This is a genomic window from Shigella sp. FJ200513 (assembly GCF_040495915.1).
GTDB lineage: Bacteria > Pseudomonadota > Gammaproteobacteria > Enterobacterales > Enterobacteriaceae > ECMA0423.
In genome coordinates, this window is record NZ_JBDYCV010000074.1 from 1 (window position 1) to 20,700 (window position 20,700).

Below are 20,700 nucleotides of genomic sequence, written 5' to 3' on the forward strand. Positions count from 1 at the left end.
CGGAAACAAGTGAGCGTTTCCGGATTCTTACACAGCCACTGGATCGGTCAACTGATCCTTAACTGATCGGCATTACAGCCCTTGAGCTGCCGTTTTTTTATTCTGTTAGTTGTGAAACTGAAGCGATTTAGTCACTATCGATCTCATCAAATATGGCTCGCTTTGAGATATTCCTCAAGTAAAAAAACACCTCTTCCTGCGATTTCTCACAAAAAAGATTCGTTGACAAAAAGTGACAAAATTATGAGATTTCCATCACACATTTTGACATCAGGAACGGTATGCTGAATTCACCAAGACGGGAAGACAAGAGGTAAAATTTATGACAATGAACATTACCAGCAAACAAATGGAAATTACTCCGGCCATCCGCCAACATGTCGCAGACCGTCTCGCCAAACTGGAAAAATGGCAAACACATCTGATTAATCCACATATCATTCTGTCCAAAGAGCCACAAGGGTTTGTTGCTGACGCCACAATCAATACACCTAACGGCGTTCTGGTTGCCAGTGGTAAACATGAAGATATGTACACCGCAATTAACGAATTGATCAACAAGCTGGAACGGCAGCTCAATAAACTGCAGCACAAAGGCGAAGCACGTCGTGCCGCAACATCGGTGAAAGACGCCAACTTCGTCGAAGAAGTTGAAGAAGAGTAGTCCTTTATATTGAGTGTATCGCCAACGCGCCTTCGGGCGCGTTTTTTGTTGACAGCGTGAAAACAGTACGGGTACTGTACTAAAGTCACTTAAGGAAACAAACATGAAACACATACCGTTTTTCTTCGCATTCTTTTTTACCTTCCCCTGAATGGGAGGCGTTTCGTCGTGTGAAACAGAATGCGAAGACGAACAATAAGGCCTCCCAAATCGGGGGGCCTTTTTTATTGATAACAAAAAGGCAACACTATGACATCGGAAAACCCGTTACTGGCGCTGCGAGAGAAAATCAGCGCGCTGGATGAAAAATTATTAGCGTTACTGGCAGAACGGCGCGAACTGGCCGTCGAGGTGGGAAAAGCCAAACTGCTCTCGCATCGCCCGGTACGTGATATTGATCGTGAACGCGATTTGCTGGAAAGATTAATTACGCTCGGTAAAGCGCACCATCTGGACGCCCATTACATTACTCGCCTGTTCCAGCTCATCATTGAAGATTCCGTATTAACTCAGCAGGCTTTGCTCCAACAACATCTCAATAAAATTAATCCGCACTCAGCACGCATCGCTTTTCTCGGCCCCAAAGGTTCTTATTCCCATCTTGCGGCGCGCCAGTATGCTGCCCGTCACTTTGAGCAATTCATTGAAAGTGGCTGCGCCAAATTTGCCGATATTTTTAATCAGGTGGAAACCGGCCAGGCCGACTATGCCGTCGTACCGATTGAAAATACCAGCTCCGGTGCCATAAACGACGTTTACGATCTGCTGCAACATACCAGCTTGTCGATTGTTGGCGAGATGACGTTAACTATCGACCATTGTTTGTTGGTCTCCGGCACTACTGATTTATCCACCATCAATACGGTCTACAGCCATCCGCAGCCATTCCAGCAATGCAGCAAATTCCTTAATCGTTATCCGCACTGGAAGATTGAATATACCGAAAGTACGTCTGCGGCAATGGAAAAGGTTGCACAGGCAAAATCACCGCATGTTGCTGCGTTGGGAAGCGAAGCTGGCGGCACTTTGTACGGTTTGCAGGTACTGGAGCGTATTGAAGCAAATCAGCGACAAAACTTCACCCGATTTGTGGTGTTGGCGCGTAAAGCCATTAACGTGTCTGATCAGGTTCCGGCGAAAACCACGTTGTTAATGGCGACCGGGCAACAAGCCGGTGCGTTGGTTGAAGCGTTGCTGGTACTGCGCAACCACAATCTGATTATGACCCGTCTGGAATCACGCCCGATTCACGGTAATCCATGGGAAGAGATGTTCTATCTGGATATTCAGGCTAATCTTGAATCAGCGGAAATGCAAAAAGCATTGAAAGAGTTAGGGGAAATCACCCGTTCAATGAAGGTATTGGGCTGTTACCCAAGTGAGAACGTAGTGCCTGTTGATCCAACCTGATGAAAAGGTGCCGGATGATGTGAATCATCCGGCACTGGATTATTACTGGCGATTGTCATTCGCCTGACGCAATAACACGCGGCTTTCACTCTGAAAACGCTGTGCGTAATCGCCGAACCAGTGCTCCACCTTGCGGAAACTGTCAATAAACGCCTGCTTATCGCCCTGCTCCAGCAACTCAATCGCCTCGCCGAAACGCTTATAGTAACGTTTGATTAACGCCAGATTACGCTCTGACGACATAATGATGTCGGCATAAAGCTGCGGATCCTGAGCAAACAGTCGCCCGACCATCGCCAGCTCAAGGCGGTAAATCGGCGAAGAGAGCGCCAGAAGTTGCTCAAGCTGAACATTTTCTTCTGCCAGGTGCAGCCCGTAAGCAAAAGTAGCAAAGTGGCGCAGAGCCTGAATAAACGCCATATTCTGATCGTGCTCGACAGCGCTAATACGATGCAACCGAGCGCCCCAGACCTGAATTTGCTCCAGAAACCATTGGTATGCTTCCGGCTTACGTCCATCACACCAGACCACAACTTGCTTTGCCAGGCTACCGCTGTCCGGGCCGAACATCGGGTGTAACCCCAGTACCGGGCCATCGTGCGCCGCCAGCATGGCCTGTAATGGTCCATTTTTCACTGATGCCAGATCAACCAGAATACAATCTTTCGGTAAAGGCGGTAATTTGCCGATAACTTGCTCAGTAACGTGGATTGGCACACTAACAATCACCATTCCGGCATCGGCAACAATATCAGCCGCTCGATCCCAGTCATGTTGCTCCAGAATCCGCACCTGATAACCCGATAGTGTCAGCATCTTCTCGAACAGGCGTCCCATCTGACCGCCACCGCCGACGATAACCACCGGACGCAGTGACGGACAAAGTGTTTTAAATCCTTTGTCGTTTTCACTGGAGTAAGATTCACGCATCACCCGACGCAAAACATCCTCAATCAGATCTGGCGGTACACCCAGAGCTTCCGCCTCTGCACGACGCGAGGCCAACATAGATGCCTCGCGCTCCGGAACATAAATAGGCAGTCCAAAGCGGCTTTTCACCTTGCCCACTTCAGCAACCAGTTCCAGACGCTTCGCTAATAAATTCAGCAGCGCTTTATCGACTTCATCAATTTGATCGCGTAATGCGGTCAATTCAGCAACCATAATAAACCTCTTAAGCCACGCGAGCCGTCAGCTGCCCGTTCAGATCCTGATGAATTTCACGCAGCAAGGCATCGGTCATTTCCCAGCTAATGCAGGCATCGGTTACGGATACACCGTATTTCATTTCACTGCGCGGTTGCTCAGAAGACTGATTGCCCTCGTGGATATTACTTTCGATCATCAGACCAATAATTGAGCGATTACCATCTTTGATTTGAGCAACCACGGATTCTGCCACCGCAGGCTGACGGCGATAATCTTTATTGGAATTACCGTGGCTGCAATCTACCATCAGAGACGGGCGCAGTCCCGCCTGTTCCATCTCTTTTTCACATTGCGCAACATCCGCAGGGCTATAGTTCGGCGCTTTACCACCGCGCAGGATCACATGCCCGTCCGGATTCCCCTGAGTTTGTAGCAACGCAACCTGCCCTGCCTGGTTAATGCCAACAAAACAGTGCGGCTGGGCGGCGGCGCGCATAGCGTTAATTGCTGTTGCCAGACTGCCGTCGGTGCCGTTTTTAAAACCAACCGGCATGGAAAGCCCGGAGGCCATTTCACGGTGAGTTTGCGATTCCGTTGTACGAGCACCAATTGCTGACCAGCTAAACAGATCGCCCAGGTATTGCGGGCTATTCGGATCTAACGCTTCCGTCGCCAGTGGCAGTCCCATATTCACCAGCTCAAGCAACAATTTACGCGCGATTTGCAGCCCGGCTTCTACATCAAAAGAGCCATCCATATGGGGATCGTTAATTAACCCTTTCCAGCCGACAGTGGTACGGGGTTTTTCAAAATAGACGCGCATTACCAGATAGAGGCTATCGCTGACCTCTGCGGCAAGAGCTTTAAATCGACGAGCATATTCCAGAGCAGTTTCCGGATCATGAATGGAACAAGGACCACATACTACCAGCAGACGAGGATCGCGCCCGGCGATAATATCTGAAATGGTTTTACGCGAGTCAGCAATCTGGGCTTCTTGTTGCAGGCTCAATGGAAAAGCGGCCTTCAGTTGTTCCGGAGTCATTAAAACCTGTTCGTCGGTAATATGTACGTTATTCAGCGCGTCTTTATGCATGATGGCGATCCTGTTTATGCTCGTTTGCGATAGTTGCTCCTCAGCGAGGATGACGTAACGATAACACATAAAGTAAAGTTTTCAATCCATATTTCGTACATTTTTATTTACACAGGCAATTTAGTCGCGCTTTCAACCCTTGCTTCTGTATAGATAAATTTACATCCCCTTTAAAAACAATCCGCTATGCTTTGAAAAAGGAGAAAGAAATGATGAAAAAGTTTATCGCCCCCTTGTTGGCTTTACTGGTTAGCGGATGTCAGATTGATCCTTATACTCACGCGCCAACCTTGACCAGCACCGACTGGTATGATGTCGGTATGGAAGATGCGATATCGGGCAGCGCCATAAAAGATGACGATGCATTTAGCGATTCACAGGCGGATCGCGGTCTATACCTTAAAGGATATGCCGAAGGGCAAAAGAAAACTTGCCAGACCGATTTTACTTATGCCCGGGGACTTTCCGGTAAAAGCTTTCCTGCCAGCTGCAACAATGTTGAAAATGCCAGCCAACTGCATGAAGTATGGCAAAAAAGGGCTGATGAAAATGCCAGCACAATACGATTAAATTAATTAAAACCCCACAAATAAATTAAACATAAGATTTTACTCATTGTGTTTTATTTCTCACATTGATGACGGTCGCATGAAAAAATGATATTTTAATGAGCATCCTGAAAAAATATCGATGCATTTCGAGCGAAGATGGTGGGGATCCCTGAATGCGTTTTTCTCACCGACTGTTCTTACTTCTGATTCTCCTGCTGACGGGAGCACCAATACTCGCTCAAGAGCCTTCTGACGTTGCGAAAAACGTGCGTATGATGGTTTCCGGTATTGTCAGTTACACCCGCTGGCCTGCGCTATCAGGGCCACCAAAGTTATGTATCTTTTCATCTTCACGTTTTAGTACCGCCCTACAAGAGAATGCCGCGACATCTTTGCCTTATCTGCCTGTCATCATTCACACTCAACAAGAGGCGATGATTTCAGGCTGCAATGTTTTTTATTTTGGCAACGAGTCACCGACATTCCAGATGGAATTAACCGAACAATATCCGTCAAAGGCGTTATTATTAATTGCCGAACAAAATACCGAGTGCATTATTGGTAGCGCCTTTTGTCTGATCATCCACAATAATGACGTCAGATTTGCCGTAAACCTGGATGCCTCATCGCGTAGCGGTGTAAAGGTCAACCCGGATGTCTTAATGCTCGCACGGAAGAAAAATGATGGATAACGATAATTCTCTTAATAAGCGCCCCACGTTTAAAAGAGCATTACGCAACATCAGTATGACCAGCATATTTATCACTATGATGCTGATCTGGTTGCTGCTTTCCGTGACCTCGGTGCTGACCCTGAAACAGTACGCGCAAAAAAACCTGGCACTGACAGCAGCAACAATGACTTACAGTCTGGAAGCAGCTGTCGTTTTTGCCGATGGCCCTGCAGCAACTGAAACACTGGCAGCGCTGGGCCAGCAAGGGCATTTTCAACTGCAGAAGTACGTGATAAGCAGCAAAATATTCTGGCATCCTGGCATTACCCCCGTAAGGATCCAGGCGATACTTTCAGCAATTTCATAAGCCACTGGCTCTTCCCTGCCCCCATCATTCAGCCGATTCGTCACAATGGTGAAACCATTGGCGAAGTACGCTTAACCGCTCGCGACAGTTCAATCAGCCATTTTATCTGGTTTTCGCTCGCCGTACTGACCGGTTGTATTCTGCTGGCATCAGGCATCGCAATTACCCTCACCCGCCATTTGCACAATGGCCTGGTGGAAGCACTGAAAAATATCACCGATGTCGTACATGATGTGCGTTCCAACCGCAATTTTTCCCGACGAGTTTCGGAAGAACGTATCGCTGAGTTTCACCGCTTCGCTCTCGACTTCAACAGTCTGCTGGATGAAATGGAAGAGTGGCAGCTTCGTTTACAGGCCAAAAATGCGCAGCTTCTGCGTACCGCGCTACATGACCCATTAACCGGGCTGGCTAACCGCGCAGCGTTTCGTAGCGGCATCAATACGTTGATGAACAATTCCGATGCCCGAAAAACGTCGGCGTTACTATTTCTTGATGGCGATAATTTCAAATATATCAATGATACCTGGGGTCATGCGACGGGCGATAGGGTCTTGATTGAAATCGCAAAACGGTTAGCTGAATTTGGCGGGCTGCGACATAAAGCATACCGCCTGGGCGGCGATGAATTCGCTATGGTGCTCTATGATGTACAGTCGGAATCTGAAGTGCAGCAGATATGCTCAGCACTGACACAAATCTTTAATCTCCCGTTTGATCTTCATAATGGCCATCAGACCACCATGACATTAAGCATTGGTTACGCGATGACCATTGAGCACGCCTCTGCGGAAAAATTACAAGAGCTTGCCGATCACAATATGTATCAGGCCAAACACCAGCGTGCCGAAAAGCTGGTGAGATAACAAGGATATATCGATATGATAAAGCACCTGGTAGCACCCCTGATTTTCACCTCACTAATACTGACTGGCTGCCAGTCCCCTCAGGGAAAGTTTACTCCTGAGCAAGTCGCCGCTATGCAATCTTATGGATTTACTGAATCCGCCGGCGACTGGTCGCTGGGCTTATCAGATGCCATTCTGTTCGCAAAAAATGACTACAAATTGCTCCCGGAAAGCCAGCAACAGATCCAAACCATGGCAGCCAAATTGGCCTCGACAGGGCTAACACATGCCCGTATGGATGGACACACCGATAACTATGGTGAAGACAGTTACAACGAAGGCTTATCATTGAAACGGGCGAATGTCGTGGCCGATGCATGGGCTATTGGTGGACAAATTCCACGCAGCAATCTCACCACACAGGGTTTAGGAAAAAAATATCCCATAGCCAGTAACAAGACCGCCCAGGGCCGCGCCGAGAACCGCCGCGTCGCAGTGGTGATTGCAACCCCTTAAAACACGAGCAAACAGACAAAAAAAGGGCCAGCCAATTGGCCAGCCCTTCTTAACAGGATGTCGCTTAAGCGAAATCTTAGTTAAGACGCTCTTTGATACGAGCAGCCTTACCAGTACGCTCACGCAGGTAGTACAGTTTAGCTTTACGAACAGCACCACGACGTTTGACAGAAATGCTGTCAACTACCGGAGAGTGAGTCTGGAAGACACGCTCAACGCCTTCGCCGTTGGAAATTTTACGAACAGTGAATGCAGAGTGCAGACCGCGGTTACGAATAGCGATAACCACGCCCTCGAATGCCTGCAGACGTTTTTTGGAACCTTCAACAACCCATACTTTCACTTCCACGGTATCACCCGGACGGAAGGAAGGTACGTCCTGCTTCATCTGCTCTTGTTCAAGTTGCTTAATAATGTTGCTCATAATTTAATCTCTTATCCTGGGTAAACTGATCTCTCGGGGGCTTACGCCATCCCATCATGTTTATGTTGCTGTTGTGCGTGTTCCGTTTTGAACTCCGCCAGCAACCTTGCTTGCTCTTCAGTCAGAGCCAGGTTTTCCAGAAGTTCAGGTCTTCTAAGCCAGGTACGGCCCAGCGACTGTTTCAAACGCCAGCGACGTATCTCGGCATGGTTGCCCGACAGTAACACTGGCGGAACTTCCATCCCTTCTAACACCTCAGGCCGCGTATAGTGCGGGCAATCCAGCAATCCTTCAGCAAAGGAATCTTCCGTTGCCGAGGCTTCATGTCCCAGTACTCCCGGAATAAACCGGGAAACGGAGTCAATCAGCGTCATTGCTGGTAACTCACCACCACTGAGAACGTAATCGCCGATTGACCATTCTTCGTCAATTTCGGTTTGGATCACGCGCTCATCTATACCTTCGTAGCGACCGCACACCAGAATCAATTTTTGATTCGTTGCCAGTTCGCTGACGCCCGCTTGATCAAGCTTGCGTCCCTGTGGTGACAGATAAATCACCTTTGCGCCTTCACCCGCCGCGGCTTTTGCTGCATGAATGGCGTCCCGCAAGGGTTGCACCATCATTAACATCCCCGGTCCGCCGCCGTAAGGACGATCGTCCACGGTACGGTGCCGGTCATGCGTGAAGTCGCGAGGACTCCAACTCTGGATGCTCAGCAGGCCATTTTTAACTGCCCGGCCAGTTACCCCGTAATCGGTAATTGCGCGGAACATTTCAGGAAACAGGCTAATTATGCCAATCCACATAGCGCCGCCTTTTACCGTTTATCCGGTGGTTTAAAAACCAGGATCCCAATCTACTTCGATTGAACGAGTAGTGAGATCGACTTTCTTGATAACCTGCCCATCGAGGAACGGTACGAGACGTTCCTTGATACCAAACGCATCTTTCAGGTTTGCCTTAATGACGAGAACGTCATTAGATCCGGTTTCCATCATATCAACGACTTTACCGAGATCGTAGCCTTCAGTGGTTACTACCTGGCAGCCCATCAGGTCTTTCCAGTAGTAGTCCCCCTCTTCAAGCTGAGGCAGCTGCGATGAATCCACGACAATTTCACAATTCGTCAGCAGGTTCGCCGCATCACGATCGTCAACGCCTTTCAGCTTGATGATCATGTCCTGATTGTGGTGCTTCCAGCTTTCCAGCTGGACTTGCTGCCACTGACCCGCCTTCTGGATAAACCAGGGCTGATAGTCAAAAATGCTTTCGGCGTCTTCGGTGGAAGAAAACACTCTGAGCCACCCACGAATACCGTAAGACGAACCCATTTTTCCCAAAACGATGGGATCAACAGGTGCTTGCGCGGTGAGTTGTTTGCTCATCATGACCACCGTGACAGATTAAGCTGCTTTGTTTACTTCTTTGATCAGCGCAGCAACGCGATCAGAAATAGTTGCGCCCTGGCCAACCCAGTGAGCGATGCGATCCAGATCCAGGCGAGTGCCTTCTTCTTTTTCGCTAGCGATTGGGTTGAAGAAACCAACGCGCTCGATGAAGCGACCGTTGCGTGCATTACGGCTGTCAGCGACAACAACCTGGTAGAACGGACGCTTTTTAGCGCCGTGACGTGCTAAACGAATAGTTACCATAACATCCTCTTGTGTGAATAAAACAACCGGACCCCATCGAGGAACGGAGTCCGGTGTCATATTAAAAGCCCGAAAATTTTACTGATTTCTGGAGAAAATGCAATCAGCAGTTAATAACTCTGTCGCATAAGGTCATTTAGCGACCAGGAAATCCCGGCGGCATCATTCCCTTCATGCTTCTCATCATCTTCGCCATTCCGCCTTTCTTCATTTTCTTCATCATGCGCTGCATGTCGTCGAACTGCTTCAGAAGGCGGTTAACGTCCTGTACCTGCATCCCGCAACCGGCGGCGATACGACGCTTACGCGAACCTTTGATGATTTCTGGCTTAGCGCGCTCTTTCATCGTCATTGAGTTGATGATGGCTTCCATACGCACCAGCACTTTATCGTCCATCTGCGACTTGACGTTATCCGGGATCTGCCCCATGCCCGGCAGTTTGCCCATCAAGCTGGCCATGCCGCCCATATTTTTCATCTGGCGCAGTTGCTCAAGAAAGTCGTTGAGATCGAAGCCGTCGCCTTTTTTTAGCTTGCTGGCTAATTTCTCTGCCTGCGCGCGGTCAACTTTGCTTTCGATATCTTCGATCAGCGACAGTACGTCGCCCATGCCGAGAATACGCGACGCGATGCGGTCCGGATGGAACGGCTCCAGCGCCTCAGTTTTCTCGCCAACACCGAGGAACTTGATCGGTTTGCCAGTGATGTGACGAATAGAGAGCGCCGCACCGCCGCGGGCATCGCCGTCCACTTTGGTCAACACTACGCCGGTAAGCGGTAACGCTTCATTGAATGCTTTTGCCGTATTGGCCGCATCCTGACCGGTCATGGCGTCAACCACAAACAGGGTTTCAACCGGGTTAATCGACGCATGGACTTGTTTGATCTCGTCCATCATCGCTTCGTCAACGTGCAGACGACCAGCGGTATCCACCAGCAGCACGTCGTAGAATTTCAGTTTGGCTTCTTTCAGCGCCGCGTTAACAATATCAACCGGCTTCTGACCAACATCAGAAGGGAAGAAATCAACGCCCACCTGCTCTGCCAGCGTCTCAAGCTGTTTGATTGCCGCCGGGCGATAGACGTCAGCAGAAACCACCAGCACTTTCTTCTTGTGCTTCTCGCGCAGGAAATTACCGAGTTTACCAACGCTGGTTGTTTTACCGGCACCTTGCAGGCCTGCCATCAGCACGACCGCAGGCGGTTGCGCAGCCAGATTCAGGGTCTGGTTCTCTTCGCCCATCGCCGCAACCAGTTCGTTACGGACGATTTTGACGAACTCCTGCCCCGGCGTCAGGCTCTTATTAACTTCATGACCAACCGCTTTCTCTTTTACGCGATTGATAAACTCACGCACTACCGGCAGAGCGACGTCCGCCTCCAGCAGCGCCATGCGCACTTCGCGCAGCGTATCTTTTACGTTGTCTTCAGTGAGGCGTCCACGGCCACTGATATTGCGCAGCGTGCGCGACAAACGATCGGTTAAATTATCAAACATTGTCTCTCGCCTGGGGTGGAAACGGTTGGCCGCAATCGCGACACATCATCAGTATTTTGCCGCAGTATAACATGAAGGCGTCTTTGTTGTTATGCAACGGTTGGAGCAGCGTTCACCTGACGCTATACTGCTTCTCTTTCTTATTGCTCAAACTGTCGACATTACTATGCCCGTTTTTGCTCTGCTCGCGCTTGTCGCCTACTCCGTCAGTCTTGCGCTGATTGTTCCCGGTCTGCTGCAAAAAAACGGCGGCTGGCGGCGCATGGCTATTATTTCTGCGGTCATTGCGCTGGTCTGCCACGCAATCGCTCTGGAAGCCCGCATCCTGCCCGACGGTGATAGCGGACAAAACCTCAGCCTGCTGAACGTTGGTTCATTGGTCAGTTTGGTGATCTGTACGGTAATGACCATTGTGGCTTCTCGCAATCGTGGCTGGTTGCTGCTACCCATTGTCTATGCCTTTGCGCTTATCAACCTGGCGCTGGCGACCTTCATGCCCAATGAATACATCACCCATCTGGAAGCAACGCCTGGGATGCTGATGCACATTGGCTTATCGCTCTTTTCCTATGCCACGCTAATTATCGCCGCCCTGTACGCGCTGCAACTGGCGTGGATTGATTACCAACTGAAGAACAAGAAGCTGGCATTTAACCAAGAAATGCCGCCATTGATGAGTATCGAGCGTAAAATGTTCCACATCACGCAGATTGGCGTGGTGCTGCTAACGCTCACGCTTTGCACTGGCCTGTTCTACATGCACAACCTATTTAGCATGGAAAATATCGACAAGGCTGTGCTCTCTATCGTGGCGTGGTTTGTCTATATTGTGCTGCTGTGGGGACATTACCATGAAGGATGGCGTGGACGCCGCGTCGTCTGGTTTAACGTTGCGGGCGCGGTAATTCTGACACTGGCCTACTTCGGCAGCCGAATTGTCCAGCAGTTAATCAGCTAAACCCAGAAAAGGAGTTTCCCCTGGAACACATTTCTACTACTACGTTGATCATTATTCTGATCATCATGGTGGTCATTTCAGCCTATTTTTCCGGGTCCGAAACCGGAATGATGACCCTCAACCGCTATCGTCTTCGACATATGGCGAAACAGGGTAATCGCTCGGCCAAACGCGTCGAAAAATTGCTGCGTAAGCCAGACCGCCTGATAAGCCTGGTGTTAATCGGCAATAACCTGGTCAATATTCTTGCCTCCGCGCTCGGCACTATTGTCGGGATGCGTTTGTACGGCGATGCGGGCGTGGCAATTGCGACTGGTGTGCTGACTTTTGTCGTACTGGTTTTTGCTGAGGTATTGCCGAAAACCATTGCCGCGCTGTACCCGGAAAAAGTCGCTTATCCGAGTAGTTTTCTGCTGGCTCCGCTGCAAATTTTGATGATGCCGCTGGTCTGGTTGCTGAATGCTATCACCCGTATGCTGATGCGCATGATGGGTATCAAAACCGATATCGTGGTTAGCGGCTCTTTGAGCAAAGAAGAGTTGCGCACTATCGTGCATGAATCGCGCTCACAAATTTCCCGTCGCAATCAGGATATGCTGCTGTCGGTGCTCGATCTGGAAAAAATGACCGTTGATGACATCATGGTACCGCGCAGTGAAATTATCGGTATTGATATCAACGATGACTGGAAATCTATTCTGCGCCAACTCTCCCACTCACCTCACGGGCGCATCGTGCTTTACCGTGATTCGCTGGACGACGCCATCAGTATGCTGCGAGTACGTGAAGCCTGGCGGTTGATGTCGGAGAAAAAAGAGTTCACCAAAGAAACCATGCTGCGCGCCGCGGACGAGATCTATTTTGTGCCTGAAGGTACGCCGCTCAGCACGCAGTTGGTAAAGTTTCAGCGCAACAAAAAGAAAGTCGGCCTGGTCGTCAACGAGTATGGAGACATTCAGGGGCTGGTGACGGTTGAAGATATTCTGGAAGAGATTGTTGGCGATTTCACTACGTCGATGTCGCCAACACTTGCCGAAGAGGTCACGCCGCAAAACGACGGTTCGGTGATTATCGATGGCACCGCCAACGTGCGGGAAATCAACAAAGCCTTTAACTGGCATCTACCGGAAGATGATGCCCGCACGGTTAATGGCGTCATTCTTGAGGCACTGGAAGAGATCCCTGTCGCAGGCACCCGCGTGCGTATTGGCAAGTACGATATCGATATTCTCGACGTACAGGACAATATGATTAAGCAGGTAAAAGTTTTTCCTGTGAAACCGCTGCGCGAGAGTGTGGCGGAGTAACGAAAACGGCCCTGCATTCGCATGCAGGGCCGTGAATTATTACGAAAACAGAAATTACGCTTTTGCTTTCGCTACAGTTACCATCGCCGCACGAATCGTACGACCATTCAGCGTATAACCCTTCTGCATAATGCCCAGTACGTTACCTGGCGCAACGTCATCAGATTCCACCATTGCGATAGCCTGATGCACATTCGGGTCCAGCGGCACGTTAGTTTCGGCGATCACTTCAACACCAAACTTACGCACAACATCCAGCATCGACTTCAGCGTCAGCTCAATGCCTTCAACCATCGCAGACATATCCGGGTTAGCTTTATCAGCCACTTCCAGCGCACGATCCAGGCTATCAATCACCGGCAGCAATTCGTTGATGAATTTCTCCAGCGCGAATTTGTGGGCTTTTTCAATATCCAGTTCAGTACGACGACGCAGGTTTTCCATTTCGGCTTTTACGCGCAAAATACCGTCACGTTCACGGGTCTGGGCTTCAGCCAGCTGAGCTTCGAGATTCGCAATTTTTTCATCGCGCGGATCCACCTGCTCAGCAGAAGCTTCTGGCTCAACTGCCTCAATCTCTTCGTGCTGATCCATGATAATTTCTTCCGGGGCTTGCCCCTCAGGCGTTTTCTGTTCTTTACTACTCATGAATTTCTCCGCGTTTTTTTCGCATTCATCTCGCTAACTTCGCTTATTATGGGGATCAGTTTCAGGGTTTCAAGGGAAGCACTCACATTGTCATCAATCTTCGCAACAAGGACCTCGGAAAAATGAATAATCATTTCAAGTGTATTGGCATTGTGGGACACCCACGGCACCCTACTGCACTGACAACACATGAAATGCTCTACCGCTGGCTGTGCACAAAAGGTTACGAGGTCATCGTTGAGCAACAAATCGCTCACGAACTGCAACTGAAGAATGTGAAAACTGGCACGCTCGCGGAGATTGGGCAACTGGCTGATCTCGCGGTAGTCGTTGGTGGCGACGGTAATATGCTGGGCGCGGCGCGCACGCTCGCCCGTTACGATATTAAAGTTATTGGAATCAACCGTGGCAACCTGGGTTTCCTGACTGACCTTGACCCCGATAACGCCCAGCAACAATTAGCCGATGTGCTGGAAGGTCACTACATCAGCGAGAAACGTTTTTTGCTGGAAGCGCAAGTCTGTCAGCAAGATTGCCAAAAACGCATCAGCACCGCGATTAACGAAGTGGTACTTCATCCTGGCAAAGTGGCGCATATGATAGAGTTCGAAGTGTATATCGACGAGATCTTTGCGTTTTCTCAGCGATCTGATGGGCTAATTATTTCGACGCCAACAGGCTCCACCGCCTATTCCCTCTCTGCGGGCGGTCCTATTCTGACCCCCTCTCTGGATGCGATTACCCTGGTGCCCATGTTCCCGCATACGTTGTCAGCACGACCACTGGTCATAAACAGCAGCAGCACGATCCGTCTGCGTTTTTCGCATCGCCGTAACGACCTGGAAATCAGTTGCGACAGCCAGATAGCACTGCCGATTCAGGAAGGTGAAGATGTCCTGATTCGTCGCTGTGATTACCATCTGAATCTGATTCATCCGAAAGATTACAGTTATTTCAATACATTAAGCACCAAGCTCGGCTGGTCAAAAAAATTATTCTAATTTTACGCCAGCCTCTTTACTGTATATAAAACCAGTTTATACTGTACACAATAACAGTAATGGTTTTTCATACAGGAAAACGACTATGTTGGCACAACTGACCATCAGCAACTTTGCTATCGTTCGTGAGCTTGAGATTGATTTTCATAGCGGCATGACCGTAATAACTGGCGAGACCGGTGCGGGTAAATCTATTGCAATAGATGCCCTCGGTCTTTGTCTCGGTGGTCGCGCTGAAGCCGACATGGTGCGTACCGGCGCTGCTCGCGCTGACCTGTGCGCCCGTTTTTCTCTGAAAGATACGCCAGCGGCCCTGCGCTGGCTGGAAGAAAACCAGCTTGAAGACGGGCATGAATGTTTGCTTCGTCGCGTGATCAGCAGTGATGGTCGCTCCCGTGGTTTCATCAACGGTACAGCTGTTCCTCTGTCACAACTGCGCGAACTGGGTCAGTTGCTGATTCAGATCCATGGTCAGCACGCTCATCAATTACTCACCAAACCTGAGCACCAAAAATTCCTGCTTGATGGCTATGCCAATGAAACCTCTCTACTTCAGGAAATGACCGCACGTTATCAGTTGTGGCATCAAAGCTGCCGTGACCTCGCGCATCATCAACAGTTAAGTCAGGAACGCGCCGCCCGTGCGGAACTGCTGCAATACCAATTAAAAGAACTTAACGAATTTAATCCGCAGCCCGGAGAGTTTGAGCAAATCGACGAAGAGTACAAACGTCTGGCGAACAGCGGTCAATTGCTGACCACCAGCCAGAATGCATTGGCATTAATGGCCGACGGTGAAGACGCAAACCTGCAAAGTCAGCTTTACACGGCTAAACAACTGGTGAGCGAATTGATTGGCATGGACAGCAAACTGTCCGGCGTACTTGATATGCTGGAAGAAGCTACCATCCAGATTGCTGAAGCCAGCGACGAACTGCGCCACTACTGCGATCGTCTGGATCTCGATCCCAACCGACTGTTTGAACTTGAACAGCGCATCTCAAAACAGATTTCGCTGGCACGTAAACATCACGTCAGCCCTGAGGCATTACCACAGTATTACCAGTCGCTACTGGAAGAACAGCAGCAACTGGACGATCAGGCCGACTCACAAGAAACGCTCGCGCTGGCGGTAACGAAACATCATCAGCAGGCACTGGAAACCGCGCGCGCATTACACCAACAACGCCAGCAATATGCAGAAGAACTTGCACAGCTGATCACCGACAGTATGCATGCGCTCTCAATGCCGCATGGGCAGTTTACGATTGATGTCAAATATGACGAGCATCACCTGGGCGCTGACGGTGCCGATCGTATTGAGTTTCGGGTAACCACCAACCCAGGTCAGCCAATGCAGCCTATTGCCAAAGTCGCATCCGGTGGTGAATTGTCCCGCATCGCACTGGCAATCCAGGTCATCACGGCGCGTAAAATGGAAACCCCGGCACTGATTTTTGATGAAGTGGATGTAGGGATTAGCGGTCCAACAGCGGCAGTTGTCGGCAAACTGCTGCGTCAACTCGGCGAATCAACTCAGGTGATGTGTGTTACCCACCTGCCACAAGTCGCGGGATGTGGTCATCAACACTATTTTGTCAGCAAAGAAACCGATGGTGCGATGACAGAAACACATATGCAATCTCTGGATAAAAAAGCGCGGTTACAAGAGCTGGCGCGCCTGCTTGGTGGCAGTGAAGTCACACGTAACACACTGGCGAATGCGAAAGAACTGCTTGCAGCGTAAACTTTTTTCCTGCTTCACGGTCAGAGTAAACAGCAAAACGCCGTAAGACCGGAAAGCAAAAGGTTTTAAAGTGATGAAAGGTCTATTATCATCGGCATATTACAGATGAGCCACGTACTGCTCGGGCCCGAAAAGGAATCAAATCACTATGCGCTGTAAAACGCTGACTGCTGCAGCAGCAGTACTATTGATGTTAACCGCAGGCTGTTCCACTCTGGAGCGAGTGGTTTACCGTCCTGACATCAACCAGGGGAACTATCTGACCGCTAACGACGTATCCAAAATACGTGTTGGCATGACGCAACAACAAGTTGCGTACGCATTGGGTACACCGCTGATGTCCGATCCATTTGGTACGAATACCTGGTTCTATGTCTTCCGCCAGCAACCAGGTCATGAAGGTGTAACGCAGCAAACGCTGACGCTGACCTTTAACAGTAGCGGTGTGTTGACCAATATTGATAACAAACCTGCGCTGAGTGGTAACTAATAATAAAGTTGCTCTCAAAGACGTTAAAAAAGGTGCTCAATGAGCACCTTTTTTCTGTCTGTTATTTATTCGCTGATTTTTCTGCTCGTTGCCTGCGAAGCTCTTTCGGATCGGCAATGAGAGGGCGATAAATCTCCACCCGATCGCCATCATGCACACTATCGCTTAGTTTTGCCGGACGGCTGTAAATGCCGACTTTGTTTTTAGTTAAATCGATATCGGTACGCAATTCCAGCAAGCCACTGGCGCGAATAGCTTCTTCAACCGTCGCGCCCTCCTGCAGCGTCACTCGCTGCAGGTATTGCTTCTCAGGTAGCGCATAAGCCACCTCAACGGCAATTTTACCTAGCACTGTAAACCTCTTTCGCACGAACCGTAAAAGCCTGGACCATATTAGCCGCCAGCTCTTTAAACACGCGACCAAAGGCGAGTTCAATCAACTTATTGGTAAACTCAAAGTCGAGATGAAACTCGATACGACACGCCTCCTGGCTCAGCGGCGTAAACTTCCATCCACCAATCAATTTCTTGAACGGCCCATCCACCAGATTCATAAGAATACTTTGGTTACTGGTCAACTGGTTGCGGGTAGTAAACGTTTTGCTGATCCCAGCCTTAGAGACATCTACCGCCGCAGTCATCTGCCCAGGAGTGGACTCCAGAATCCGACTTCCGGTACAACCTGGCAAAAACTGAGGATAAGACTGAACGTCATTCACTAACTGATACATTTGCTCCGCGCTGTAGGGTACCAGTGCGGTCCGGCTAATCTGAGGCATAACAATTTCCATCAACAAAAATCCAACAAATAATATCATTTATCCTGCTGTAAAAAAAACGCTATCCCGGCGCTGGGTAACATCGGGTTCATGCTAAGATAGAGCCTTGTCCCCCGCAGGATTGATATGGGGTATTTTCGATTTCAGATTACCGATGATTCACGACGCTTATGACGAAGAAAAAAGCACATAAACCTGGTTCAGCGACCATCGCGCTTAACAAGCGCGCCCGTCACGAATACTTTATCGAAGAAGAGTTCGAAGCGGGACTTGCCCTGCAAGGCTGGGAAGTTAAATCCCTGCGCGCAGGAAAAGCCAATATCAGCGACAGCTACGTCCTTCTGCGTGACGGAGAGGCATTTCTGTTTGGCGCTAACATCACGCCAATGGCCGTGGCCTCCACGCATGTGGTGTGCGATCCTACCCGTACCCGCAAGTTACTTCTCAACCAGCGCGAACTGGACTCATTGTACGGTCGCGTCAATCGAGAAGGCTATACCGTAGTGGCGCTCTCCCTGTACTGGAAAAATGCCTGGTGCAAAGTGAAAATCGGCGTCGCCAAAGGTAAAAAACAGCACGATAAACGTTCAGATATCAAAGAACGCGAATGGCAGGTGGATAAAGCACGCATCATGAAAAACGCCCACCGTTAAACCTGCACTCCAATTATTGACCAGTTCCTCACCGCGCCTCCCTCTCCGGCGGCGCGAATGAACATCTTATTGGCTATCACATCCGACACAAATGTTGCCATCCCATTGCTTAATCGAATAAAAATCAGGCTACATGGGTGCTAAATCTTTAACGATAACGCCATTGAGGCTGGTCATGGCGCTCATAAATCTGGTATACTTACCTTTACACATTGGGGCTGATTCTGGATTCGACGGGATTTGCGAAACCCAAGGTGCATGCCGAGGGGCGGTTGGCCTCGTAAAAAGCCGCAAAAAATAGTCGCAAACGACGAAAACTACGCTTTAGCAGCTTAATAACCTGCTTAGAGCCCTCTCTCCCTAGCCTCCGCTCTTAGGACGGGGATCAAGAGAGGTCAAACCCAAAAGAGATCGCGTGGAAGCCCTGCCTGGGGTTGAAGCGTTAAAACTTAATCAGGCTAGTTTGTTAGTGGCGTGTCCGTCCGCAGCTGGCAAGCGAATGTAAAGACTGACTAAGCATGTAGTACCGAGGATGTAGGAATTTCGGACGCGGGTTCAACTCCCGCCAGCTCCACCAAAATTCTCCATCGGTGATTACCAGAGTCATCCGATGAAGTCCTAAGAGCCCGCACGGCGCAAGCCCTGCGGGCTTTTTTGTGCTCCGAATTTGTCCCGCGAAGTCTGATGCCAACTAATTAAATCCGATCCTTTTAGGCACCTTGTTAGGCACTTCATAAAGCTATATTGTCTTTGAGGTGCCTAAAACTATGGAAACCCGGCAATGGCAAGACAAACCAAACCTCTATCCGTTAAGGAAATCGAATCTGCTAAACCCAAGGAAGCGGACTACGTTCTCTATGATGGCGATGGCCTTGAGCTACTCATTAAATCCAGCGGGAGTAAAATCTGGCAGTTTCGCTACATTCGCCCTGTCACCAAGACACGAGCAAAGAAAAGCATAGGCCCTTACCCGTCAGTTACCCTTGCCGATGCCAGAAACTACCGTGCAGAGTCCCGCTCACTCCTAGCTAAACAGATTGATCCGCAGGAACATCAGCAAGAACAATTGCGTAGTTCGCTGGAAGCCAAAACCAATACTTTCCAGCTCGTAGCTGAACGTTGGTGGAATGTGAAGAAAGCCAGTGTGACAGAGGACTATGCGGAAGATATCTGGCGCTCTCTTGAAAGAGATGTCTTTCCTGCGATTGGCGACGTTAGCGTTACAGATATTAAAGCTCATACACTGGTTCAGGCCGTACAACCGGTTCAGGCCAGAGGAGCACTGGAAACGGTTCGTCGCCTGTGTCAACGTATTAATGAGGTCATGATCTATGCCCAGAACACAGGGCTGATTGATGCTGTTCCCAGCGTTAATATCGGTAAAGCCTTCGAAAAGCCTCAGAAAAAGAACATGCCCAGCATTCGACCGGATCAGCTATCTCAACTGATGCAGACAATGCGAACAGCCAGCATTAGCCTTTCCACACGCTGCCTGTTCATGTGGCAACTTCTTACTATTACCCGCCCTGCCGAAGCGGCTGAAGCTCGCTGGGAAGAAGTAGACATAGAAGCGCAAGAGTGGAAGATTCCCGCAGCACGCATGAAAATGAACCGCGACCATACTGTTCCATTGTCAGATGAAGCAATAGCTGTGCTGGAGATGATGAAACCGCTAAGCGGCAACCGAGAATTTATCTTTCCTAGCCGTATCAAGCCCAACCAGCCTATGAACAGTCAGACTGTTAACGCCTCACTAAAACGCGCAGGTTTTGGTGGTGTGCTTGTTTCGCATGGTCTGAGATCAATTGCCAGTACGGCTCTTAATGAACAAGGCTTTCCGCCTGATGCCATTGAGGCAGCATTGGCCCATGTGGATAAGAATGAGGTTCGTCGTGCTTATAACCGCAGCGATTACCTGGAACAGCGTCGCCCGATGATGCAATGGTGGGCAAATTTTGTGATGGCAGCGGATCGTGGAAGCATGATTGAAGGTGGGATAAAAGGAATGAAGCTAGTTGGGTGACTAAATAGCTGCGCGGCATAGTGTCCCACTTTCAGCCAGCCCTTGCAGGTTAAGCCACCAGACAGTAAACGGCGGGTGTCGCGTTATTAGGCGCAGCTATTTAGTAGTAATATTAGGATTGGTGATTCTGCACTCCAGAAGTTCGGTAATGCTGCCAACTTACTAATTTAGTGTATGATGGTGATTTTAAGGTGCTTGCGTGGCTTCCATTTCCATCAGATGTCCTTCCTGCTCCGCTACTG

Annotated in this window: 23 protein-coding genes, 1 other RNA gene, 1 pseudogene and 1 other annotated feature; of the genes and pseudogenes, 15 read left to right on the plus strand and 10 right to left on the minus strand. The window is 49.5% G+C overall.

Annotation, left to right across the window (positions count from 1 at the left end):
* The first annotated feature begins 322 nt into the window (after positions 1-322).
* From raiA to pheA, 3 genes are all read left to right on the plus strand, one after another.
* Positions 323-664, plus strand: a complete 342-nt coding sequence (raiA, locus tag ABZJ92_RS15000) for a ribosome-associated translation inhibitor RaiA (protein WP_000178456.1) — start codon at positions 323-325, stop codon at positions 662-664.
* Positions 665-766: 102 nt separating this feature from the next.
* Positions 767-892 (plus strand) — a sequence feature (Phe leader region).
* Positions 768-815, plus strand: coding sequence for a phe operon leader peptide (pheL, locus tag ABZJ92_RS15005; RefSeq protein WP_010723158.1), 48 nt, complete (start codon positions 768-770; stop codon positions 813-815). It overlaps the preceding feature by 48 nt.
* Before the next feature lie 21 nt (positions 893-913).
* Positions 914-2,074, plus strand: coding sequence for a bifunctional chorismate mutase/prephenate dehydratase (gene pheA, locus ABZJ92_RS15010; RefSeq protein ID WP_000200120.1), 1,161 nt, complete (start codon positions 914-916; stop codon positions 2,072-2,074).
* A 42-nt stretch (positions 2,075-2,116) separates the two neighbouring features.
* Here pheA and tyrA read toward each other — a convergent pair whose 3' ends face one another.
* Positions 2,117-3,238, minus strand: coding sequence for a bifunctional chorismate mutase/prephenate dehydrogenase (tyrA, locus tag ABZJ92_RS15015; protein ID WP_000225239.1), 1,122 nt, complete (start codon positions 3,236-3,238; stop codon positions 2,117-2,119).
* Between the two features lie 10 nt (positions 3,239-3,248).
* A complete protein-coding gene (gene aroF / locus ABZJ92_RS15020) occupies positions 3,249-4,319 on the minus strand; it encodes a 3-deoxy-7-phosphoheptulonate synthase AroF (RefSeq protein ID WP_000548559.1) in 1,071 nt (356 codons plus the stop codon).
* 209 nt (positions 4,320-4,528) lie between these two features.
* Between aroF and ABZJ92_RS15025 the strand changes: the two genes are divergently transcribed.
* The 4 genes and pseudogenes from ABZJ92_RS15025 (at position 4,529) to ABZJ92_RS15040 (ending at position 7,275) form a co-directional block, all read left to right on the plus strand.
* Positions 4,529-4,894: a DUF2799 domain-containing protein gene (locus ABZJ92_RS15025; protein ID WP_005051282.1), complete on the plus strand. Its 366-nt coding sequence runs from the start codon at positions 4,529-4,531 to the stop codon at positions 4,892-4,894.
* 149 nt (positions 4,895-5,043) lie between these two features.
* Positions 5,044-5,562: a YfiR family protein gene (locus ABZJ92_RS15030; protein ID WP_001212397.1), complete on the plus strand. Its 519-nt coding sequence runs from the start codon at positions 5,044-5,046 to the stop codon at positions 5,560-5,562.
* Positions 5,552-6,777 (plus strand): annotated as a pseudogene (gene dgcN, locus ABZJ92_RS15035) (diguanylate cyclase DgcN). The gene ABZJ92_RS15030 and the pseudogene dgcN overlap by 11 nt, the downstream one beginning before the upstream one ends.
* Positions 6,778-6,792: 15 nt before the next feature.
* A complete protein-coding gene (locus ABZJ92_RS15040) occupies positions 6,793-7,275 on the plus strand; it encodes an OmpA family protein (RefSeq protein WP_000589824.1) in 483 nt (160 codons plus the stop codon).
* A gap of 76 nt (positions 7,276-7,351) precedes the next feature.
* Here the strand turns inward: ABZJ92_RS15040 and rplS are convergent, their stop codons facing one another.
* The 5 genes from rplS to ffh form a co-directional block, all read right to left on the minus strand.
* Positions 7,352-7,699: a 50S ribosomal protein L19 gene (gene rplS / locus ABZJ92_RS15045; RefSeq protein ID WP_000065253.1), complete on the minus strand. Its 348-nt coding sequence runs from the start codon at positions 7,697-7,699 to the stop codon at positions 7,352-7,354.
* A 41-nt stretch (positions 7,700-7,740) separates the two neighbouring features.
* Positions 7,741-8,508: a tRNA (guanosine(37)-N1)-methyltransferase TrmD gene (trmD, locus tag ABZJ92_RS15050; protein ID WP_000264777.1), complete on the minus strand. Its 768-nt coding sequence runs from the start codon at positions 8,506-8,508 to the stop codon at positions 7,741-7,743.
* A 30-nt stretch (positions 8,509-8,538) separates the two neighbouring features.
* On the minus strand, positions 8,539-9,087 hold the full coding sequence (rimM, locus tag ABZJ92_RS15055; protein WP_000043335.1) for a ribosome maturation factor RimM: 549 nt from the start codon (positions 9,085-9,087) through the stop codon (positions 8,539-8,541).
* An 18-nt stretch (positions 9,088-9,105) separates the two neighbouring features.
* Entirely contained in the window at positions 9,106-9,354 is a 249-nt protein-coding gene (gene rpsP / locus ABZJ92_RS15060; protein WP_000256450.1) for a 30S ribosomal protein S16, read from the minus strand.
* A 136-nt stretch (positions 9,355-9,490) separates the two neighbouring features.
* Positions 9,491-10,852 carry a signal recognition particle protein gene (gene ffh / locus ABZJ92_RS15065; RefSeq protein ID WP_000460045.1) on the minus strand — a complete coding sequence of 454 codons (1,362 nt, stop codon included), beginning with the start codon at positions 10,850-10,852 and terminating at the stop codon, positions 9,491-9,493.
* Positions 10,853-11,018: 166 nt separating this feature from the next.
* Here ffh and ABZJ92_RS15070 point away from each other — a divergent pair, with 166 nt between their 5' ends.
* Together ABZJ92_RS15070 and ABZJ92_RS15075 are read left to right on the plus strand one after the other, a co-directional pair.
* Entirely contained in the window at positions 11,019-11,810 is a 792-nt protein-coding gene (locus ABZJ92_RS15070) for a cytochrome C assembly family protein (protein ID WP_005051300.1), read from the plus strand.
* 20 nt (positions 11,811-11,830) lie between these two features.
* Positions 11,831-13,117, plus strand: coding sequence for an HlyC/CorC family transporter (locus tag ABZJ92_RS15075; RefSeq protein WP_077696344.1), 1,287 nt, complete (start codon positions 11,831-11,833; stop codon positions 13,115-13,117).
* Positions 13,118-13,171: 54 nt separating this feature from the next.
* Here ABZJ92_RS15075 and grpE read toward each other — a convergent pair whose 3' ends face one another.
* Entirely contained in the window at positions 13,172-13,765 is a 594-nt protein-coding gene (gene grpE, locus ABZJ92_RS15080) for a nucleotide exchange factor GrpE (protein WP_001296310.1), read from the minus strand.
* A 122-nt stretch (positions 13,766-13,887) separates the two neighbouring features.
* Between grpE and nadK the strand changes: the two genes are divergently transcribed.
* From nadK to bamE, 3 genes are all read left to right on the plus strand, one after another.
* Positions 13,888-14,766 (plus strand): NAD(+) kinase, encoded by an 879-nt coding sequence (gene nadK, locus ABZJ92_RS15085; RefSeq protein ID WP_001059169.1) that lies wholly within the window; start codon positions 13,888-13,890, stop codon positions 14,764-14,766.
* 85 nt (positions 14,767-14,851) lie between these two features.
* Positions 14,852-16,513 (plus strand): DNA repair protein RecN, encoded by a 1,662-nt coding sequence (gene recN, locus ABZJ92_RS15090; protein WP_000880917.1) that lies wholly within the window; start codon positions 14,852-14,854, stop codon positions 16,511-16,513.
* Positions 16,514-16,661: 148 nt separating this feature from the next.
* Positions 16,662-17,003 carry an outer membrane protein assembly factor BamE gene (gene bamE / locus ABZJ92_RS15095; protein ID WP_001203437.1) on the plus strand — a complete coding sequence of 114 codons (342 nt, stop codon included), beginning with the start codon at positions 16,662-16,664 and terminating at the stop codon, positions 17,001-17,003.
* A 61-nt stretch (positions 17,004-17,064) separates the two neighbouring features.
* On the opposite strand, the gene ABZJ92_RS15100 is transcribed toward bamE, so the two are convergent.
* Complete coding sequence (locus ABZJ92_RS15100; RefSeq protein WP_000900741.1) at positions 17,065-17,355, minus strand: RnfH family protein; 291 nt, start codon at positions 17,353-17,355, stop codon at positions 17,065-17,067.
* Positions 17,345-17,782, minus strand: a complete 438-nt coding sequence (ratA, locus tag ABZJ92_RS15105) for a type II toxin-antitoxin system toxin RatA (RefSeq protein ID WP_001300750.1) — start codon at positions 17,780-17,782, stop codon at positions 17,345-17,347. The genes ABZJ92_RS15100 and ratA overlap by 11 nt, the downstream gene beginning before the upstream one ends.
* A gap of 170 nt (positions 17,783-17,952) precedes the next feature.
* On the opposite strand from ratA, the gene smpB reads away from it, so the two are divergent.
* From smpB to ABZJ92_RS15120, 3 genes are all read left to right on the plus strand, one after another.
* Positions 17,953-18,435: an SsrA-binding protein SmpB gene (gene smpB / locus ABZJ92_RS15110; protein ID WP_000162574.1), complete on the plus strand. Its 483-nt coding sequence runs from the start codon at positions 17,953-17,955 to the stop codon at positions 18,433-18,435.
* 214 nt (positions 18,436-18,649) lie between these two features.
* Positions 18,650-19,012, plus strand: a transfer-messenger RNA (tmRNA) gene (gene ssrA, locus ABZJ92_RS15115).
* Positions 19,013-19,216: 204 nt separating this feature from the next.
* On the plus strand, positions 19,217-20,458 hold the full coding sequence (locus ABZJ92_RS15120) for an integrase (protein ID WP_000113817.1): 1,242 nt from the start codon (positions 19,217-19,219) through the stop codon (positions 20,456-20,458).
* Positions 20,459-20,700 lie beyond the last annotated feature (242 nt).

Coding starts and splice junctions, on each gene's coding strand:
- ABZJ92_RS15025 (WP_005051282.1), top strand. CDS start 4,529: ATGATGAAAAAGTTTATCGCCCCCTTGTTGGCTTTACTGGTTAGCGGA.
- ABZJ92_RS15040 (WP_000589824.1), top strand. CDS start 6,793: ATGATAAAGCACCTGGTAGCACCCCTGATTTTCACCTCACTAATACTG.
- grpE (WP_001296310.1), bottom strand. CDS start 13,765: ATGAGTAGTAAAGAACAGAAAACGCCTGAGGGGCAAGCCCCGGAAGAA.
- ABZJ92_RS15120 (WP_000113817.1), top strand. CDS start 19,217: ATGGCAAGACAAACCAAACCTCTATCCGTTAAGGAAATCGAATCTGCT.
- nadK (WP_001059169.1), top strand. CDS start 13,888: ATGAATAATCATTTCAAGTGTATTGGCATTGTGGGACACCCACGGCAC.
- trmD (WP_000264777.1), bottom strand. CDS start 8,508: ATGTGGATTGGCATAATTAGCCTGTTTCCTGAAATGTTCCGCGCAATT.
- ABZJ92_RS15030 (WP_001212397.1), top strand. CDS start 5,044: ATGCGTTTTTCTCACCGACTGTTCTTACTTCTGATTCTCCTGCTGACG.
- aroF (WP_000548559.1), bottom strand. CDS start 4,319: ATGCATAAAGACGCGCTGAATAACGTACATATTACCGACGAACAGGTT.
- bamE (WP_001203437.1), top strand. CDS start 16,662: ATGCGCTGTAAAACGCTGACTGCTGCAGCAGCAGTACTATTGATGTTA.
- rimM (WP_000043335.1), bottom strand. CDS start 9,087: ATGAGCAAACAACTCACCGCGCAAGCACCTGTTGATCCCATCGTTTTG.
- smpB (WP_000162574.1), top strand. CDS start 17,953: ATGACGAAGAAAAAAGCACATAAACCTGGTTCAGCGACCATCGCGCTT.
- rplS (WP_000065253.1), bottom strand. CDS start 7,699: ATGAGCAACATTATTAAGCAACTTGAACAAGAGCAGATGAAGCAGGAC.
- rpsP (WP_000256450.1), bottom strand. CDS start 9,354: ATGGTAACTATTCGTTTAGCACGTCACGGCGCTAAAAAGCGTCCGTTC.
- raiA (WP_000178456.1), top strand. CDS start 323: ATGACAATGAACATTACCAGCAAACAAATGGAAATTACTCCGGCCATC.
- tyrA (WP_000225239.1), bottom strand. CDS start 3,238: ATGGTTGCTGAATTGACCGCATTACGCGATCAAATTGATGAAGTCGAT.
- ABZJ92_RS15070 (WP_005051300.1), top strand. CDS start 11,019: ATGCCCGTTTTTGCTCTGCTCGCGCTTGTCGCCTACTCCGTCAGTCTT.
- ffh (WP_000460045.1), bottom strand. CDS start 10,852: ATGTTTGATAATTTAACCGATCGTTTGTCGCGCACGCTGCGCAATATC.
- ratA (WP_001300750.1), bottom strand. CDS start 17,782: ATGCCTCAGATTAGCCGGACCGCACTGGTACCCTACAGCGCGGAGCAA.
- recN (WP_000880917.1), top strand. CDS start 14,852: ATGTTGGCACAACTGACCATCAGCAACTTTGCTATCGTTCGTGAGCTT.
- pheA (WP_000200120.1), top strand. CDS start 914: ATGACATCGGAAAACCCGTTACTGGCGCTGCGAGAGAAAATCAGCGCG.